This is a genomic window from Enterobacter cloacae complex sp. SHL021, from assembly GCF_049237765.1.
In the GTDB taxonomy this organism is placed as follows: domain Bacteria; phylum Pseudomonadota; class Gammaproteobacteria; order Enterobacterales; family Enterobacteriaceae; genus Enterobacter; species Enterobacter cloacae.
Genome location: NZ_JBMKJG010000009.1, coordinates 140,331 through 155,740, shown reverse-complemented (window position 1 = coordinate 155,740; position 15,410 = coordinate 140,331). Strand labels below are relative to the sequence as shown.

The 15,410-nt window shown below is 53.9% G+C and carries 17 protein-coding genes; 6 read left to right on the top strand and 11 right to left on the bottom strand.

Features of this window, described 5'->3' with window-relative positions; all coding sequences use genetic code 11:
• Window positions 1-129 precede the first annotated feature (129 nt).
• Complete coding sequence (locus tag ACOTZF_RS11475; protein WP_029882770.1) at window positions 130-1,296, top strand: MFS transporter; 1,167 nt, start codon at window positions 130-132, stop codon at window positions 1,294-1,296.
• 35 nt (window positions 1,297-1,331) lie between these two features.
• Here the strand turns inward: ACOTZF_RS11475 and sodB are convergent, their stop codons facing one another.
• Both sodB and ACOTZF_RS11465 read right to left on the bottom strand, forming a co-directional pair.
• A complete protein-coding gene (sodB, locus tag ACOTZF_RS11470; protein WP_013096926.1) occupies window positions 1,332-1,913 on the bottom strand; it encodes a superoxide dismutase [Fe] in 582 nt (193 codons plus the stop codon).
• Between the two features lie 122 nt (window positions 1,914-2,035).
• On the bottom strand, window positions 2,036-2,809 hold the full coding sequence (locus tag ACOTZF_RS11465) for a C40 family peptidase (protein ID WP_029882772.1): 774 nt from the start codon (window positions 2,807-2,809) through the stop codon (window positions 2,036-2,038).
• A 338-nt stretch (window positions 2,810-3,147) separates the two neighbouring features.
• Between ACOTZF_RS11465 and grxD the strand changes: the two genes are divergently transcribed.
• The gene (gene grxD / locus ACOTZF_RS11460; RefSeq protein WP_003832760.1) at window positions 3,148-3,495 is read left to right on the top strand and encodes a monothiol glutaredoxin 4; all 348 of its coding nucleotides are present in this window, start codon (window positions 3,148-3,150) and stop codon (window positions 3,493-3,495) included.
• A gap of 43 nt (window positions 3,496-3,538) precedes the next feature.
• Here the strand turns inward: grxD and rnt are convergent, their stop codons facing one another.
• The 5 genes from rnt to eptA form a co-directional block, all read right to left on the bottom strand.
• The gene (rnt, locus tag ACOTZF_RS11455; RefSeq protein WP_013096924.1) at window positions 3,539-4,189 is read right to left on the bottom strand and encodes a ribonuclease T; all 651 of its coding nucleotides are present in this window, start codon (window positions 4,187-4,189) and stop codon (window positions 3,539-3,541) included.
• A 96-nt stretch (window positions 4,190-4,285) separates the two neighbouring features.
• Complete coding sequence (gene gloA, locus ACOTZF_RS11450; protein WP_095907733.1) at window positions 4,286-4,693, bottom strand: lactoylglutathione lyase; 408 nt, start codon at window positions 4,691-4,693, stop codon at window positions 4,286-4,288.
• A gap of 100 nt (window positions 4,694-4,793) precedes the next feature.
• Window positions 4,794-5,891 (bottom strand): alkene reductase, encoded by a 1,098-nt coding sequence (locus ACOTZF_RS11445; protein ID WP_013096922.1) that lies wholly within the window; start codon window positions 5,889-5,891, stop codon window positions 4,794-4,796.
• 53 nt (window positions 5,892-5,944) lie between these two features.
• On the bottom strand, window positions 5,945-6,544 hold the full coding sequence (locus ACOTZF_RS11440; protein WP_028028082.1) for a TetR/AcrR family transcriptional regulator: 600 nt from the start codon (window positions 6,542-6,544) through the stop codon (window positions 5,945-5,947).
• Between the two features lie 41 nt (window positions 6,545-6,585).
• The gene (gene eptA, locus ACOTZF_RS11435) at window positions 6,586-8,211 is read right to left on the bottom strand and encodes a phosphoethanolamine transferase EptA (protein WP_129251592.1); all 1,626 of its coding nucleotides are present in this window, start codon (window positions 8,209-8,211) and stop codon (window positions 6,586-6,588) included.
• Between the two features lie 148 nt (window positions 8,212-8,359).
• Here eptA and ACOTZF_RS11430 point away from each other — a divergent pair, with 148 nt between their 5' ends.
• The 3 genes from ACOTZF_RS11430 to sodC all read left to right on the top strand — a co-directional run bounded on the left by ACOTZF_RS11430 (window position 8,360) and on the right by sodC (window position 10,144).
• Window positions 8,360-8,599, top strand: coding sequence for a DUF1289 domain-containing protein (locus ACOTZF_RS11430; RefSeq protein ID WP_013096919.1), 240 nt, complete (start codon window positions 8,360-8,362; stop codon window positions 8,597-8,599).
• 48 nt (window positions 8,600-8,647) lie between these two features.
• Complete coding sequence (locus ACOTZF_RS11425) at window positions 8,648-9,544, top strand: aldo/keto reductase (protein ID WP_129251593.1); 897 nt, start codon at window positions 8,648-8,650, stop codon at window positions 9,542-9,544.
• A gap of 81 nt (window positions 9,545-9,625) precedes the next feature.
• Window positions 9,626-10,144 carry a superoxide dismutase [Cu-Zn] SodC gene (gene sodC, locus ACOTZF_RS11420; RefSeq protein WP_013096917.1) on the top strand — a complete coding sequence of 173 codons (519 nt, stop codon included), beginning with the start codon at window positions 9,626-9,628 and terminating at the stop codon, window positions 10,142-10,144.
• Here the strand turns inward: sodC and ACOTZF_RS11415 are convergent.
• The 3 genes from ACOTZF_RS11415 to ACOTZF_RS11405 are packed head-to-tail and all read right to left on the bottom strand — an operon-like array spanning window position 10,123 to window position 13,249.
• Window positions 10,123-12,150, bottom strand: a complete 2,028-nt coding sequence (locus ACOTZF_RS11415) for an FUSC family protein (RefSeq protein ID WP_129251594.1) — start codon at window positions 12,148-12,150, stop codon at window positions 10,123-10,125. The two genes, sodC and ACOTZF_RS11415, sit on opposite strands and share 22 nt — an antisense overlap.
• Window positions 12,150-13,010: an HlyD family secretion protein gene (locus tag ACOTZF_RS11410; protein ID WP_013096915.1), complete on the bottom strand. Its 861-nt coding sequence runs from the start codon at window positions 13,008-13,010 to the stop codon at window positions 12,150-12,152. The genes ACOTZF_RS11415 and ACOTZF_RS11410 overlap by 1 nt, the downstream gene beginning before the upstream one ends.
• Before the next feature lie 2 nt (window positions 13,011-13,012).
• Window positions 13,013-13,249: a DUF1656 domain-containing protein gene (locus tag ACOTZF_RS11405; protein WP_013096914.1), complete on the bottom strand. Its 237-nt coding sequence runs from the start codon at window positions 13,247-13,249 to the stop codon at window positions 13,013-13,015.
• 186 nt (window positions 13,250-13,435) lie between these two features.
• Between ACOTZF_RS11405 and slyA the strand changes: the two genes are divergently transcribed.
• A complete protein-coding gene (gene slyA / locus ACOTZF_RS11400; protein WP_020688303.1) occupies window positions 13,436-13,879 on the top strand; it encodes a transcriptional regulator SlyA in 444 nt (147 codons plus the stop codon).
• A 33-nt stretch (window positions 13,880-13,912) separates the two neighbouring features.
• On the opposite strand, the gene ACOTZF_RS11395 is transcribed toward slyA, so the two are convergent.
• Window positions 13,913-15,274 carry a GGDEF domain-containing protein gene (locus tag ACOTZF_RS11395; RefSeq protein WP_310824075.1) on the bottom strand — a complete coding sequence of 454 codons (1,362 nt, stop codon included), beginning with the start codon at window positions 15,272-15,274 and terminating at the stop codon, window positions 13,913-13,915.
• Between the last annotated feature and the right edge of the window lie 136 nt (window positions 15,275-15,410).

Below are 15,410 nucleotides of genomic sequence, written 5' to 3'. Positions count from 1 at the left end.
TGCCTCATTGTTACATCTCCGGCAAAAATCTTTTGCCAATTTGTTAACTTCTCATTTTTTGTGATTAATGTCATGCTTTCGGCTTCTTTGTTCTGTGTCACCACATGACACGGCATCCGGAGTTGACGCATGAAAATCAATTTTCCCCTGCTGGCCCTGGCGATTGGCGCTTTTGGGATTGGCACCACTGAATTTTCCCCTATGGGACTCTTACCGGTTATCGCCCGCGGTGTGGACGTCTCTATCCCTGCAGCCGGGATGCTAATCAGCGCCTATGCGATTGGTGTGATGGTAGGGGCGCCGCTGATGACGCTGTTGCTTTCCCACCGAGCGCGCCGCAATGCGCTGATTTTCCTGATGGCTATCTTTACCCTTGGCAACGTGCTCTCCGCCATTTCGCCGGATTACACCACGCTGATGCTGTCACGCATTCTGACAAGCCTTAACCACGGCGCTTTCTTTGGGCTGGGGTCGGTGGTGGCGGCAAGCGTGGTGCCCAAACACAAGCAGGCGAGTGCCGTGGCAACCATGTTTATGGGCCTGACCATCGCCAACATTGGCGGCGTTCCTGCGGCCACCTGGCTGGGTGAGGTCATTGGCTGGCGTATGTCGTTCCTCGCAACCGCCGTACTGGGCGTTGTCGCGATGGTGGCGTTGTTCTTCTCCCTGCCGAAAGGCAGCGCTGGTGAGCGGCCTGAGGTACGTAAAGAGCTGTCGGTACTGATGCGCCCGCAGGTGCTCTCGGCGCTGCTCACCACCGTGCTGGGTGCCGGGGCGATGTTTACCCTTTACACCTATATTTCGCCGGTGTTGCATGACATCACTCACGCGACGCCGATCTTTATCACCGCGATGCTGGTGCTGATTGGCGTGGGCTTCTCGATGGGTAACTATCTGGGCGGGAAATTTGCTGACCGCTCCGTGAGCGGAACGCTGAAGGGTTTTCTGACCCTGCTGATTGTCATCATGATTGCCATTCCCTGGCTGGCGCGTAATGAGTTTGGCGCGGCCATTGCGATGGTCGTCTGGGGTGCGGCCACCTTTGCCGTGGTTCCGCCGCTGCAGATGCGCGTAATGCGCGTCGCGCATGAGGCGCCGGGCCTCTCCTCGTCGGTGAATATTGGTGCGTTCAACCTGGGCAATGCGCTCGGTGCCGCAGCGGGCGGTGCTGTGATTTCGGGTGGTCTGGGATACAGCTTTGTGCCGGTGATGGGGGCCATTATTGCAGCGCTTGGCCTGCTGTTAGTGATGATGTCGGGTCGTAAACAGCCTGAAGCGGCCTGTGCTGCCGAATAAAAAAACGCAGAAGGGGAAACCCTTCTGCGTCTCTTTTACGCGGCGAAGTTCTTCGCCACAAAGTCCCAGTTAACCAGTGCCCAGAAGTGCTCCAGGTAGTTAGGACGCGCGTTACGGTAATCAATGTAGTACGCGTGTTCCCAGACATCCACGGTCATCAGCGGAGTCGCGCTGGTGGTCAGTGGTGTACCCGCGTTAGACGTGGAGACGATAGCCAGTTTGCCATCGGCCTCTTTTACCAGCCATGTCCAGCCAGAACCGAAGTTTTTGATTGCGGCATCGGTAAATTTCGCTTTGAACTCCGCAAAGCTGCCAAAGGCCGCGTTAATCGCAGTAGCCAGTTCACCGGTCGGCTCGCCGCCAGCATTTGGTGCCAGGCAGTGCCAGTAGAAGGTGTGGTTCCACACCTGAGCAGCGTTGTTGAATACGCCACCGTCTGAACTGCGGACGATCTCTTCCAGCGTTTTGCCTTCAAAATCGGTGCCCTTGATCAGGTTGTTCAGGTTGGTGACATAGGTCTGGTGATGTTTGCCGTAATGATATTCCAGGGTTTCCGCAGAAATGTGCGGTGCCAGGGCGTCTTTTGCATACGGTAGTGCAGGTAATTCGAACGACATTGCTTCTCTCCTTATTGTATTTTGCGTTGCCAATAACCACACAGACAACAAGGACAGGATAGCAAATTGAAAGGGTATGCAAAAGAGGAACTTACCCTGCCGTAGTGACGGCAGGGCAGGGTTTAGCGGATGGTTTTCGGCGTCATGACGCGGCGTGCGCCGACGTAGTGACGCACCCAGTAGTCTTCGCTAAGCGAGGTGATCTGAATGTCCTGACCGCTTCGTGGGGACTGAATAAACTTCCCGTTACCCACATACACGCCGACGTGATCAGCCGTACCGCGACCCTGGGTGCGGAAGAAGACCAGATCGCCATTTTGCAGCTCGCCACGGTTAACGGGGGCGGCGTCGCGCAGGTGGTACATTTCATTGGCGGTACGCGGAATGCGGAATTTCACCAGATCTTTATAGGCGTAATACACCAGCCCGCTGCAGTCAAAACCGGTGCGGGGAGAGGTGCCACCCCAGCGATACGGTTTGCCAATTTGCCCCATCAGTTTATTCATCGCCGTTTTTTGCGCTTTCTGTACCCGAACCTTATGCGCGTCGGCAATTTTTGTCACTTTCGTGCATTTGGCTTTATGCCCTTTGCGCGTGGTGCATTTTTCCGTTACGAGGTTGGCAGCAGTTTTTGAGGCTTTACGTTTCGATGCGAGGGCAGTGCGGGAAGATGTTGATTTCGATTTGCTGGAGGCGGTCTTTTTCGTTTGAGCGGTTGTTTTTTTCTTTTCGTTCTTACTGGTAGTCTTTTTTTTACGTTCTGTGGTTTTTGCCAGATGCGTTTTTTGCACAGCAGAGTGCCGCGCCTGTTGAGAGGCGTTTGCCGCTGGCGTGAAAGAGAGTGATGTAAACAGTAAAGCACAGAGCGTGATCGAGATTTTATTTATCCGCGCCACTGGGCAGTCCCCTGATAAATGCAGGTCATCAATAATACCCGCGTGTGATTTACAAAGCCCGTCGATTCTAATCCATAAAAACCCGAGAAGTTAATAGCATTTTTCAATCTAAAAACCTGTTTCGTTAGCAAGTGCAAAAAAATTCATCGATTTGTCGCACAATTGTTCACACCCTAAGCAAAACCCTGCCTGCCGCAGGGTTAAGCACCATTTACAATGCAACTTTTCGCCACTCGCGATAAAATAGCTATACGTGACAAAAATGTTATTTTCCGATGCCAGTCTGAACCGCTACAATGTCAGACTAATGCCGTAACAGAAGTTAAAGGAAGCAAGACATGAGCACCACTATTGAAAAAATCCAGCGCCAGATCGCTGAAAACCCGATTCTGCTGTATATGAAAGGTTCTCCGAAGCTGCCAAGCTGTGGCTTCTCCGCGCAAGCGGTTCAGGCGCTGTCTGCCTGTGGTGAACGTTTTGCTTACGTTGATATCCTGCAAAACCCGGACATCCGCGCTGAGCTGCCAAAATACGCGAACTGGCCGACGTTCCCGCAGCTGTGGGTCGACGGTGAACTGGTTGGCGGTTGCGATATCCTGATTGAAATGTATCAGCGCGGCGAACTGCAGCAGCTAATCAAAGAGACGGCGGCGAAGTACAAAACCGAAGAGCCGGACGCAGAGTAATTTTCTGCGCAAATAAAAAAGCGACCTTAAGAGGTCGCTTTTTTTATTCTTCGCTGTCGCCCATCGCCAGCGGCCAGCCGCCCAGACGCTTCCAGCGGTTGACTATTTCACAGAACAGCTCTGCGGTGCGCTCCGTATCATACAGCGCGGAGTGCGCCTGCGTGCCGTCAAACTCAATCCCGGCCGTAATACAGGCTTTTGACAAGACCGTTTGTCCCAGCGCCAGGCCACTCAGTGCGGCGGTGTCAAAGGTCACAAACGGGTGGAAGGGGTTACGCTTAAGAGAGGCTCGCTCGGCGGCGGCCATCGTAAAGCTGTGATCGAACGTGGCGTTATGCGCCACCATAATGGCGCGGCTGCAGTTGCTCTCTTTCATGCCTTTACGCACCATTTTGAAAATGGCGTGCAGCGCGTCATATTCGCTCACCGCACCGCGCAGCGGGTTATGCGGATCGATGCCATTAAACGCCAGCGCCTCTGGCTGCAGGTTTGCGCCTTCAAAGGGCTCAACGTGGAAATGCAGCGTGGTGTCCGGTGTAAGCCAGCCCTCTTCATCCATCTTCAGCGTGATGGCGGCAATTTCTAGCAGCGCATCGGTTTTAGCGTTAAATCCGGCTGTTTCGACATCAATGACAACAGGATAAAAACCACGAAAACGGTCGCACAGACCGGTAAGTTGAGCGTTATCGGACATCAGGGTCTCTTACAAGGGGAAAAAAGCAGAGCGCATTATGGCAAATTTTGGCGTGGGATGCAGTAAAACAACGGGCGCATAGTGCGCCCTGAGGGATCAGTTGCCCAGACCGCGACCGGTGTCTTTGGCTTCAATCAGCTCGATTTTATAACCGTCTGGATCTTCAACAAACGCAATCACGGTGGTGCCGCCTTTTACCGGGCCCGCTTCACGCGTGACGTTGCCACCGTTGCTGCGAATGCGTTCACAGGCTTCAGCCGCGTTGTCCACTTCCAGCGCGATGTGGCCATACGCCGTGCCCAGCTCATAGCTGTCGACGCCCCAGTTATAGGTCAGCTCGATAACCGCTTCATCCGTTTCCGGGCCGTAACCCACGAATGCCAGCGAGTATTTGTATTCCGGGTTTTCGCTGGTGCGCAGCAGCTTCATACCCAGTACGTTAGTGTAGAAATCGATGGAACGTTGCAGATCGCCAACGCGCAGCATGGTGTGAAGTAGGCGCATAATTTCCTCATTAACCAATGGAGTAGAGTATCTTTTTGAACAGAAACGATGTTTTAGTATAGCGGCGAAAGGCCGCCGCTATCAATGCACAACGGAGAGATTACAGCGTAGGGTAGTCGGTATAGCCTTCCGCGCCGCCGCCGTAGAAGCTTTCCGGGCGCTGTGGGTTCAGCGCTGCTTTCTGCTGCAGACGGGCAACCAGGTCCGGGTTGGCAATGTAATCACGACCAAAGGCCACGGCGTCGATCAACCCTTTATTAATCAGATCTTCGGCTTTCTCAGGCGTATAGGCCCCCGCACCGATGATCACCCCGTGGAAACGCTCGCGCACTTTCTGGCGGAAAGCCTCAGAGTAAGGCTGACCACCGGCCCAGTCCGGCTCGGACATGTGCAGATACGCGATACCGCGTTTCGCCAGTTCTTCAATCAGATACAGCGCGTCCGCTTCTTCGTTCGGACCGTTGTCGACGTTCTGGAACGTACCGATTGGGGAGACGCGAATACCAATACGGTCCGGGCTCCACTCCTGACAAACGGCATCAACCACTTCCAGCACCAGACGGGCGCGGTTTTCGACGTTACCGCCGTACTGGTCAGTGCGGTGGTTGGACGACGGTGAAAGGAACTGGTGCAGGAGGTAACCGTGCGCGGAGTGCAGTTCAACCAGATCAAAACCGGCTTCGCGGGCGTTAGCTACGGCCTGACGGAAATCGTTCACGATACCCGGGATCTCATCCAGCTCAAGGGCGCGTGGCGTTGAGGTATCGACGCGGATCGCGTTACCGTTTTCATCGCGCAGGGAAGTGCGGGTATTCGCATTCAGGGCCGACGCGGAAACCGGTGCCTGTCCGCCAGGCTGAATGCTGCTGTGAGAGATACGACCGGTGTGCCACAGCTGAACCGCAATGCGACCCTCTTCGGCGTGAACGCCAGCGGTGATTTTCTTCCAGGCGGCAATCTGCTCCGGGCTGTGCAGGCCTGGTGCGCCGGCATATCCCTTCGCCTGTGCGGAAATCTGCGTGGCTTCAGTGATGATGAGACCAGAGCTGGCGCGCTGACGATAGTATTCACCCATCAGTGGGGTTGGGATATCACCCGGCTCAATGCTGCGCAGACGGGTGAGTGGGGCCATAAACACGCGGTTTGGTGCGGTGACGGCGCCCACTTTCAGTGGGGTGAAAAGTTTTTCAGCTGACATAACGACTCCTGAGTAGACCAGTCGACTAGTAATTAAGTAAATAAAAACGCCTGCTACACGCCAGGCGCAGTAATGCTGCTATTAACGTGTGCCAGTGCGCTTTCCAGCGGCACGGCACTGCGGGAAATTTTGGCCTGCAGGTTCGCCCCTAACCAGAGCGAATATAAAACCTGCGCCTGGGTTAACGCCTCACCGGCGAAGGCCAGCGTTTTTTCACGGCGGCCATTCTCAAGCGCCTGCGCCAACAGGGCGATCACGCCGCTGGCACCTTTATCCATTGCCGCGCGCATATCTTCGGAGAGATCGCACACTTCTGCAGAGAGTTTTACCGTCAGGCATCCGCTGATAATGCCCTGCTGACAGAACTGGTTCAGCGTTTCCTGATAGTAGTTGAGAACACGATCCCGATAGTTTCCTTCACCACTGGCGAAATGGGTAGCCAGGCGTTGATGGTAGCTGGCATAGTGCCGCTCCAGCATCGCCACGCCAAACGCCTCTTTGGATCGGAAGTAGTGATAAAACGACCCCTTTGGCACTTCAGCGGTTTTAAGTAACTCGCTTAACCCCATACCGGTAAACCCGCGATGCATGCAAAGCCGCTCGCCGGTCGCCAGTAAATGTTCGCGTGTATCGTGTTCAGTATTTCTGCTCATGGCCAAACTCTAATAGACCGTTCGGTCTATTGCAAGGGCGTTTACTGACGACATGCGCGCAGGATATCCAGTTGCTGCTGATAAACCGTTGATTTCACATCCATCATACCCAGTACGGTAGAGAACAGATTATCCTGCGAAACCGCATTTTTTGCTGCGTAGTCACGCAGGCACTGCGCGTTGATACCAAAGTTTTTCGCGTAGTCCGGTGATAACCAGAACATGAACGGAATGTGTGTTTGTTGCTCTGGTGCCAGCATGTACGGCGTGCCGTGCAGATAAATTCCGCTTTCGCCCAGCGATTCGCCGTGGTCGGAAAGGTAAATCAGCGCGGTGTTCATATTCGCCTGACGTGCCTTCAGCGCATCGATGGTTTTGCTGACCACGCTGTCGGTATACAGAATGGTGTTGTCATAGGTATTCATCAGCGCCTGGTGATCGCAATCCTGAATCTCATTGGTGTCGCAGGTTGGGGTGAATTTGCGGAAATTGTCCGGGTAACGGTGATAGTAAGCCGGGCCGTGGCTGCCCATCAGGTGGATAACCAGTACGGTGTCCTGTTTCAGGCCGTCCAGCACGTTGTCGAGACGGTAGACGTTCACATCATCAATACAGGACTTGTCTTTGCAGAACTGATCCAGGTTCCACTGGGTCATATCGGTATGGGGTACGCGGTCGCAGGCACCTTTACAGCCGCCGTCATTGTCGCGCCACAGCAGGTTGATTCCCGCGTGTTTGAGCACATCGAGCAACCCTTCCTGGTGATGCGCCAGGTCGGCATCGTATTTGCTGCGCGTCATCCCGGAGAACATGCAGGGAACGGAAACGGCCGTTTCGGTACCGCATGACGTGGCCTGCGGGAAGTTGATGACATCCTGCTTTTTCAGTTCCGGGTTCGTTTCACGGCCATAACCATTCAGCGAGTAGTTCGCGGCACGTGAGGCTTCACCGACAACCAGCACCAGAACTGTTTTCTTGTTCTGTCCTGCAATCAGCGGGCCTTTATGCGCATCTTCACCTATACGCACCAGCGTTTGGTCACCTTCGAACCAGCGCATTTTGCTGTATTTCATCATGGCGCTGACGTAGTTAGCTGGGGTGACCATCTTGACGATGCTCTTATTGTTGCGAAACAGCGACGCATAATCTTTATAAAACACGGCGGCGACGAGGATGATCACCAGCAGGGCGCCAAGCATGGCGGCAACGCGCATCAGCAGCGCATACCACCATTTTCCGGTCTGAATACGCGTCATCGCCAACACCACGGAAGGAACCAGTCCTGCTATGACAATCCACAGAATCATCTGTGGCGTGACCAGCGCTGTGGCTTCCTGGGAGTTGGTTTCGAACACGTTAACAATCATGTTCTGATCGATAACCGCGCCATAGGTATACATAAAGTACGTTGCCGCGGCACAGCCGACGGTTAAGACGATCAGCAGCGGCTTTCGGATAAAGGGGATATTGAGCAGGCTGAAGACAATCACCCAGCCGCAGAACAGCACCAGCGGCACGGACGCGGCAAAAAGGATATCGTGAAGCCTTGCCGGGGCAATAATGGCCCAGCTACGTTGAATAAACAGTGCGTTTATCAGCGTAAAGAAAAGCGCACAACCCAGAGTGAATTTTATATCGTTACACTGTAACTTCTTCATTAACCACATCGAAAAGAAACCTGTCATCATATTGATGAGGCGAGTATAGAGAGGGAAGATTAGTGAAACCTTAATGCCACAAAACTGTGGTAAAGCCCTTGCACGTGGGGCGTTTAACGTCTTCACTGTAGGTGAGTGTCGGTATTCGGAGGTGAACGTGGCAGAGCAGCTGGAGTTTTTCCCCATCCAGAGCCCGTGCCGGGGGATTTGTCAGGTGGATGAGCGCGGTTATTGCCGTGGGTGTATGCGTACCCGCGACGAGCGGTTTAACTGGCAAAATTTCAGCGACACGCAAAAGCAGGAGGTGCTTCGCCTCTGCCGCCAGCGGTTTCTGCGCAAAATACGTGCAAACAAGCCGGGTGAAACCGAAGAACCCCAGCAACCTTCACTGTTTTAACACGCTTATTGCGTATACTCATGACATCACTTCCTTGAGGAAAATGTTATGGTTCAGCGTATTACCCTTGCCCCCCAGGGGCCAGAATTCTCCCGCTTTGTGATGGGTTACTGGCGCCTGATGGACTGGAATATGTCCCCCCTGCAACTGGCGAGCTTCATTGAGGAGCACCTCGATTTAGGGATCACCACCGTCGATCATGCTGACATTTATGGCGGCTATGCGTGTGAAGCGGCGTTCGGAGAAGCCCTCAAGCTGGTTCCGGCGCTGCGTGAGCGGATGGAAATTGTCACCAAATGCGGTATTGCCACGACGGCAAAACCTGAACATACCCTTGGTCATTACATTACCGACAGCGCACACATCATCAAAAGCGCCGAGCAGTCGCTGGTGAACCTGGCGACGGATCATATCGACCTGCTGCTGATCCACCGTCCCGACCCGTTAATGGATGCCGATGAGGTCGCCGAAGCCTTCCTGGCGCTGCATCAAAGCGGCAAAGTGCGTCATTTTGGCGTCTCAAACTTTACCCCGGCGCAGTTTGCGCTGCTGCAGTCTCGTCTGCCCTTTACCCTGGCCACCAACCAGGTGGAAATCTCCCCGGTGCATCAGCCATTGTTGCTGGATGGTACGCTCGATCAGCTGCAACAGCTGCGCATCCGTCCTATGGCGTGGTCCTGCCTCGGGGGCGGTCGTCTGTTCAATGACGATGAATTCCAGCCGCTGCGCAATGAGCTGGAAACCATTGCCTGTGAACTGAACGCTGAGAACATCGAACAGGTGGTTTACGCGTGGATCCTACGTCTGCCGTCGAAACCGCTACCGATCATTGGTTCCGGTAAAATTGAACGCATCCGTTCTGCCCTGGCGGCTGAAGAGCTGCAGATGAGCCGTCAGCAGTGGTTCCGCATCCGCAAAGCTGCGCTCGGTTACGACGTACCGTAAACCGGTAAAAATGTGACTTTCCGGTGAAATCTTTGCCTCTGGTATACACTTAAGAGGCAAAAAATAACCAGCGGAGGTCATATGAAGCGTTTTGCTCTGGCACTGGTCACGCTGGTTGTTTGCGCAGGGGCGCAGGCAGCCAGCGATGAAGTAGAAATGAATCTCGTCACCTCGCAGGGCGTAGGTCAGTCCATCGGCACAGTGAAAATCACTGAAACCGACAAAGGACTGGAATTTGCGCCCGATCTCAAGGCCCTGCCTCCCGGCGAACATGGTTTTCATGTTCATGCTAAGGGGAGTTGTCAGCCCGCGTTAAAAGAGGGTAAACCCTCGGCAGCAGAGGCGGCAGGCGGCCACCTTGACCCACAACATTCCGGTAAGCATGAGGGCCCGAACGGAATGGGCCATCTGGGCGATCTGCCCGTGCTGGTGGTAAATAATGACGGCAAAGCCACGGATCCGGTTGTTGCGCCACGCCTCAAAAAGCTGGATGAGGTGAAAGGCAAGGCGCTAATGATCCACGTCGGCGGCGACAATATGTCCGATCAGCCGAAACCGCTTGGCGGTGGTGGGGCACGCTATGCCTGCGGGGTGATCTGATCCCCAATCGTCCCCGGCGGTGGCGCTTGTTCCAGCTGCGAGAGGGAACAGTGCAGCCGCCAGATTATCGACGCTAAATCACGCGCGGCGGGCTGATGGTGGTGAGCAAGACTGTCGCAGATCCGCTGCAGTTCAGTCAGCGTCGCTTCCAGTGGACGTTGCTGAACGCCGCGTTCACTCATCACATCGCGTAGCAGAGAGATGCACACGTCGCGCACCTGCGACATCGGATCGGACCGCGTCTCCCATGCGCGAAGTTGCCAGACCACGTGGGAACAGTTCAACAGGACCACTCCCCAGCGCAGCAGCCAGCGGCGGGAAAGCGAGTCCTGGCTGTTATTGAGCTGGCTGACATGGTGGTACACCAGGGATTCATACTCACTTTCACGCAGATGCGGTTTACGGCTGAGCTGATCGACAAACCCCCGACGAAGCTCGCGGATATGGCGTCGGCTTTTACGCGCGTCTGAGCCGGGGCGTAATACGGCAAAAGCCAGCCACGCCAGACCTACGCCCAGGATTTTTGCCAGATTATCATTGAGAAAATCGGCGTAATCATAAACCGGCGGGTTTGTGACTGAGATAAACGAGCCCATAAAGACAATCAACTGACCCCAGAGCCCCGCCAGTTTGGGCATTTGCAGCTTCAGAAGCTGCATCGTGGTTAACAGCGGAAACAGAAACAGCAGGAACTGCCACAGGTCGCTTATCTGCACCATCAGGCCGAACTTGACCACAAAGCTGAACAGCGATAACAACACCAGCGTGCGCAGCAGCAGCGTAAGCGAGTTGAACGGCGAGGCGGCGACGGAGTAGAGCACGCAACTGATGGCGGCCAGCGTGAGCGCGGCGGAGCCAGATTCCCACTGCGTGGTGATGCTCCATGCCCCCACCAGCGTCAGGGCGCAAAAGGTTCGAAAACCGCTCCACAGCGCTTCCAGATAGTCAGTGTGCCGCGCCAGCGCCGGGCTACTGGGAACGGCGAATTCCGTTATCGGCGTGGCATTTTCAACGGCCTTGATCCAGCGACTGCTGCGCAGATACAGGCGGCAAAAGTAGTTCAGGCGCTGCCAGAAGGCGCGGTGGCGATAATCGTACTCATCTTTCGGCGCAAGCGGGGCGATAATGCGGGCCACCGTGTAGATGTCGGCATCCGGGCGGGCAAGGGCCGCGAGCAGCGTTTCAATGATGGCGCGGGTGTTTTCCGGTGGCGTTGACCAGTTGAGTAACATCCGGCGCAGGCTGGAGATCGCACTGGTCATCCGTAGCTGCTGGTGAAGCAGGTAGTTCAGCAGGGTATTCTGGCGGCGAAAACGATAATGGCTCCAGAAGGCCTGAATGCGTAACAGATTCATGGTCAGGATCTGACCAATCACCTTTTCATGCGCCAGGCGAATCTCATCGTTTGTATCCGGCTGCCAGAGCAGGCTCGCATGTTCCAGCAAGCGGGTATGCATGGTCTTCAGCGCCGTGATAAGCGCGGTGCCGTCGGAGGTACTGGGCAGGATCATCATCATAAACCCGCCGCTCAGAATACCGACAATAACTTCACAGACGCGCGCCTGAGCGATATCCCATAACTCGGTGGTATCAAGAACGTTAACTACCGGAAAGGCAATAATCGCGGCGGTATAGCCCGCCAGCTGGAAGGCGTAGGCGACGTTATTAGTAAAGTGGGCGCAGGCCCAGGTACAGCATCCCAGCCATGCCGCCATGCTCAGTAAAAAAAGCCACGGATCGTTCAGGGTATGGCCTGCAATGATCAGCGCCGCAGTGGCACCGAGCAGGCTGCCCGCGATGCGCCCAAGGCTTTTACTGATCACTCCGCCAACGGTCGGGAAGCTCACGACCGCCGCGGAGGTCATGGCCCAGTAAGGCTCGTCAAGGTTCAGATAGTAGGCGACGGTCAGCGCAAGGCACATGGCAATGCCGTTGCGCAGGGCGTAGCGCCACTGAGGGCGCGTTGCTTTCATCCACGGCAGATTTCGCCAGGAGAAGGCATTCATCAGGGTGTTCCGATCGAGACAGTACAGGTTGTGCCGGAGACCAGCGTTAACCCCTGCGGTAAGCGGTCAAATTCAACCCGAACTGGCACGCGCTGGGCCAGGCGCACCCAGGGGACATTAGGTTTGATGTCGGGAACCAGGCCTGAATCGGTTTCAACGCTCTGATCGTAAATGGCACGGCCAATGCTGGAAACGTGACCCTGTAACCTTTGCGAGCCGCTATAAAGCGTTATTGTGGCAGGGGCACCTTCCCGAATATGGCGAAGTTTGGTCTCTTCAAAATAGCCCACGACGTAAAACGAGTGGCTGTCGACCAGCGCGAAAATCGGTTGGCCGGTGGTGGCATAATTACCCACGCGGGCAGAGAGGTTCGTCACCCAGCCATCGACAGGGGCCTGTACCACGGTTTGCGTCAGTTCCCATTGCGCCTGTTTGAGCGTTGCCTCTGCCACATTGACGTTGGCCTGCATCGCCTTGACGTTGATGTTGGCGGTATCCAGGTCTTCGGCAGAGATATAGTTTTGTGATAAATGCCGACGACGCGTGGCTTCGTTGTTCGCTTTCGCCAGCTCAGTCTGGGCCTTAGCCAACTGCGCCTGGGCATTAAGGATCGCGATATGGTAAGGGGTGTCGTCAATGCGGAATAAAACATCTCCCTTTTTAACAAACTGGTTATCCTTAACCAGAAGCGCCGTGATACTGCCAGATACCTGCGGGGTGATACTCACCTGTTCAGCGCGAATTTTACCGTCGCGTGTCCAGGGTGATTGCATATAAAAATTCCACAGCCACCAGCCGGCAACCAGGGCCAGAGCCAGGACAAAGAGGGTGGAAAAGTACTTCAGCGTTTTCAGGGGCATAATCACCACACAATCAGCACAGCAAGGCCAAGAGACACGGAGAGGGCGAACAGGGAGAGATCCATCAGCATGGGGTGCCAGATCTCGCCAGAATACATCCAGTCGCGGAGCAGACGATGCGCGACAAGCCAGATCACAAAGCCCACCAGAACGGCTTTAAACAGGGGAGGAAAGTAGACTGATGCACCGAAGATCAGGTCCTGAAGGGGCAGCCCCTCTGAGCGATGAAAAAACGTCACGAGCAGAGATCCTTTGCAGTGAACAGAATGCCGGGATGGCTTGTCTTAATGAGATGGAACATCACTTTTCAGTGTAAGTCATACTTTTAAATTTGATGAATGTCGTAATGCATTTGTTTTGGCAATACAAATGCTGCACACTATTCTAAAATCAGTATAATAACTTAGCAAGCTAATTATAAGGAGATGAAATTGGAATCGCCATTAGGTTCTGATCTGGCAAGGTTGGTACGCGTCTGGCGTGCTCTGATTGACCATCGCCTGAAACCTCTGGAATTGACACAGACGCATTGGGTCACGCTGCACAACATTCATCAGCTGCCGCCCGACCAGTCGCAAATTCAACTGGCAAAGGCGATTGGTATTGAGCAGCCGTCGCTGGTGCGTACGCTTGACCAACTGGAAGAGAAGGGGCTGATCTCCCGACAAACCTGTGCCAGCGACCGTCGCGCCAAGCGAATTAAACTCACTGAGAAAGCGGCTCCCATTATCACTGAAATGGAAGCAGTGATTACCAAAACGCGCGGTGAGATCCTGTCCGGGGTTTCCCCTGCGGAGCTTGAAATGCTCATCAGTCTGATTGGACGCCTTGAGCAGAACATTCACGACCTGCAGGCACGCGACGCCTGACCTTATCAGGCCTTGCATTCGCAAGGCCTTTTATCATCTGGAGACGATCACCCGGTTGCGACCCGTCTCTTTCGCCTCATACATCGCTTTATCAGCCTTTTCCACACACTCTTCAGCTGTCGTCTCCACGGACGTTGCCGTAAAGACGCCCATGCTGATGGTAATGGGCTCCGGGAGCTGTCCCCCGCTGCTGGCCTTATCAAAGCTGCTCAGCTTCAGGCGGATGCGTTCCGCCACCTGGTACGCGGCTGCTGAAGGGGTGTTGGTTAACATCAACACAAATTCCTCACCGCCAATACGTGCGGCAATATCCTGAGGCCGTACGGAATCCATCAGCAGATGCGCCACAAACTGCAATACTTTGTCGCCCTGCAGATGGCCGTAGCAGTCGTTGATGCGCTTGAAGCGGTCGAGATCGCTGACAATAACCGAAACCGGACGGCTGGCTTTACAGGCACCGAGTGCCTGGTTTAGCGAGTCGTAAAAATAGCTGCGATTGTAGAGGCGGGTCAGAGGATCGCGAATCGAGTTTTGATACGACTGTTGATATTTCAAATGTGAGTCGCGATAGAGTCTAAAGACATCATAAAGCAGAACAAAAATAATCAATAACGTAGCAACAGTTTCAAATAAGCGCGCTCGATACCAGGAAATATCCTCCGCGTGTCCGCCTGCTAATAGCATCGCGAGCGTCACGATATAACAGACACATAAAAAATTACCGCCCACCCAAAAAATATTGCGTACGCGGGTAATAACCATTAGCGTTGCTAATGTCACCACCCAAAGAATAATCAAGACGATATTTATTGCATGGCTCCAGAGAACCATAAATTGATGGGTTTCATTATCCACCAGGTCTAACGACATTAATGATGAGTGGCTGGAGCTAAGCCAGGCCAACAGCACCATGCCCACCATAAACAGAAATGTACCGGCAACAATGGCGATATGCGCCGCACGAGAAAGCGGATTATCCCTGACGATATACAGCAGGGCCGACGTAATCATCAGCACCGCCATTAACAGATGGCGGTACATAAAGAAGATCATCGTATCGTTATAGTCCACGACGTTGAGCTGGTAGAGATCAAGCCAGGCCGGGAAACCGGTAAGTGTACCCACCATCAGCATGGCTGAACCGGCAAAGGCAAAAGCAATAGCAATCAGGTACAACCGTCTTCTGTCACACCAGTATTTCATGGCCATAAAGCAGGCAATAAACAGATGGAATACCAGTAAAAAAATGGTGAGTGTAGGGAATAAAAGCGGTGAGAAAGAGGGAACCCATTCGACCAGTTTTAAAAATAAAATTTGTAATATTCCAATGACGACAATGCACCCTAAACAGAATGGAATATAGGTCTTTTTCACGTACCGGGAGATCGCAAGCATAAGTATGTTTCAACGAAAATAATAAATAAAAAAGTTAATTGAGATTAGCCTAATGCAAAAGAGAGGGGAATACTTTGCGCAGGAACAAGATACGGCGTGGTTAATTATTCATTGCCTGAATAAATTTTGTAAAACT

What these genes read in the sequence shown, in the direction of transcription:
- ACOTZF_RS11440 (WP_028028082.1), bottom strand. Translation starts at nt 6,544, where the DNA reads ATGAGCAGAAATACTGAACACGATACACGCGAACATTTACTGGCGACC.
- grxD (WP_003832760.1), top strand. Translation starts at nt 3,148, where the DNA reads ATGAGCACCACTATTGAAAAAATCCAGCGCCAGATCGCTGAAAACCCG.
- sodC (WP_013096917.1), top strand. Translation starts at nt 9,626, where the DNA reads ATGAAGCGTTTTGCTCTGGCACTGGTCACGCTGGTTGTTTGCGCAGGG.
- sodB (WP_013096926.1), bottom strand. Translation starts at nt 1,913, where the DNA reads ATGTCGTTCGAATTACCTGCACTACCGTATGCAAAAGACGCCCTGGCA.
- gloA (WP_095907733.1), bottom strand. Translation starts at nt 4,693, where the DNA reads ATGCGCCTACTTCACACCATGCTGCGCGTTGGCGATCTGCAACGTTCC.
- rnt (WP_013096924.1), bottom strand. Translation starts at nt 4,189, where the DNA reads ATGTCCGATAACGCTCAACTTACCGGTCTGTGCGACCGTTTTCGTGGT.
- ACOTZF_RS11445 (WP_013096922.1), bottom strand. Translation starts at nt 5,891, where the DNA reads ATGTCAGCTGAAAAACTTTTCACCCCACTGAAAGTGGGCGCCGTCACC.
- ACOTZF_RS11410 (WP_013096915.1), bottom strand. Translation starts at nt 13,010, where the DNA reads ATGCCCCTGAAAACGCTGAAGTACTTTTCCACCCTCTTTGTCCTGGCT.
- ACOTZF_RS11475 (WP_029882770.1), top strand. Translation starts at nt 130, where the DNA reads ATGAAAATCAATTTTCCCCTGCTGGCCCTGGCGATTGGCGCTTTTGGG.
- ACOTZF_RS11425 (WP_129251593.1), top strand. Translation starts at nt 8,648, where the DNA reads ATGGTTCAGCGTATTACCCTTGCCCCCCAGGGGCCAGAATTCTCCCGC.
- eptA (WP_129251592.1), bottom strand. Translation starts at nt 8,211, where the DNA reads ATGTGGTTAATGAAGAAGTTACAGTGTAACGATATAAAATTCACTCTG.
- slyA (WP_020688303.1), top strand. Translation starts at nt 13,436, where the DNA reads ATGAAATTGGAATCGCCATTAGGTTCTGATCTGGCAAGGTTGGTACGC.
- ACOTZF_RS11415 (WP_129251594.1), bottom strand. Translation starts at nt 12,150, where the DNA reads ATGAATGCCTTCTCCTGGCGAAATCTGCCGTGGATGAAAGCAACGCGC.
- ACOTZF_RS11395 (WP_310824075.1), bottom strand. Translation starts at nt 15,274, where the DNA reads ATGCTTGCGATCTCCCGGTACGTGAAAAAGACCTATATTCCATTCTGT.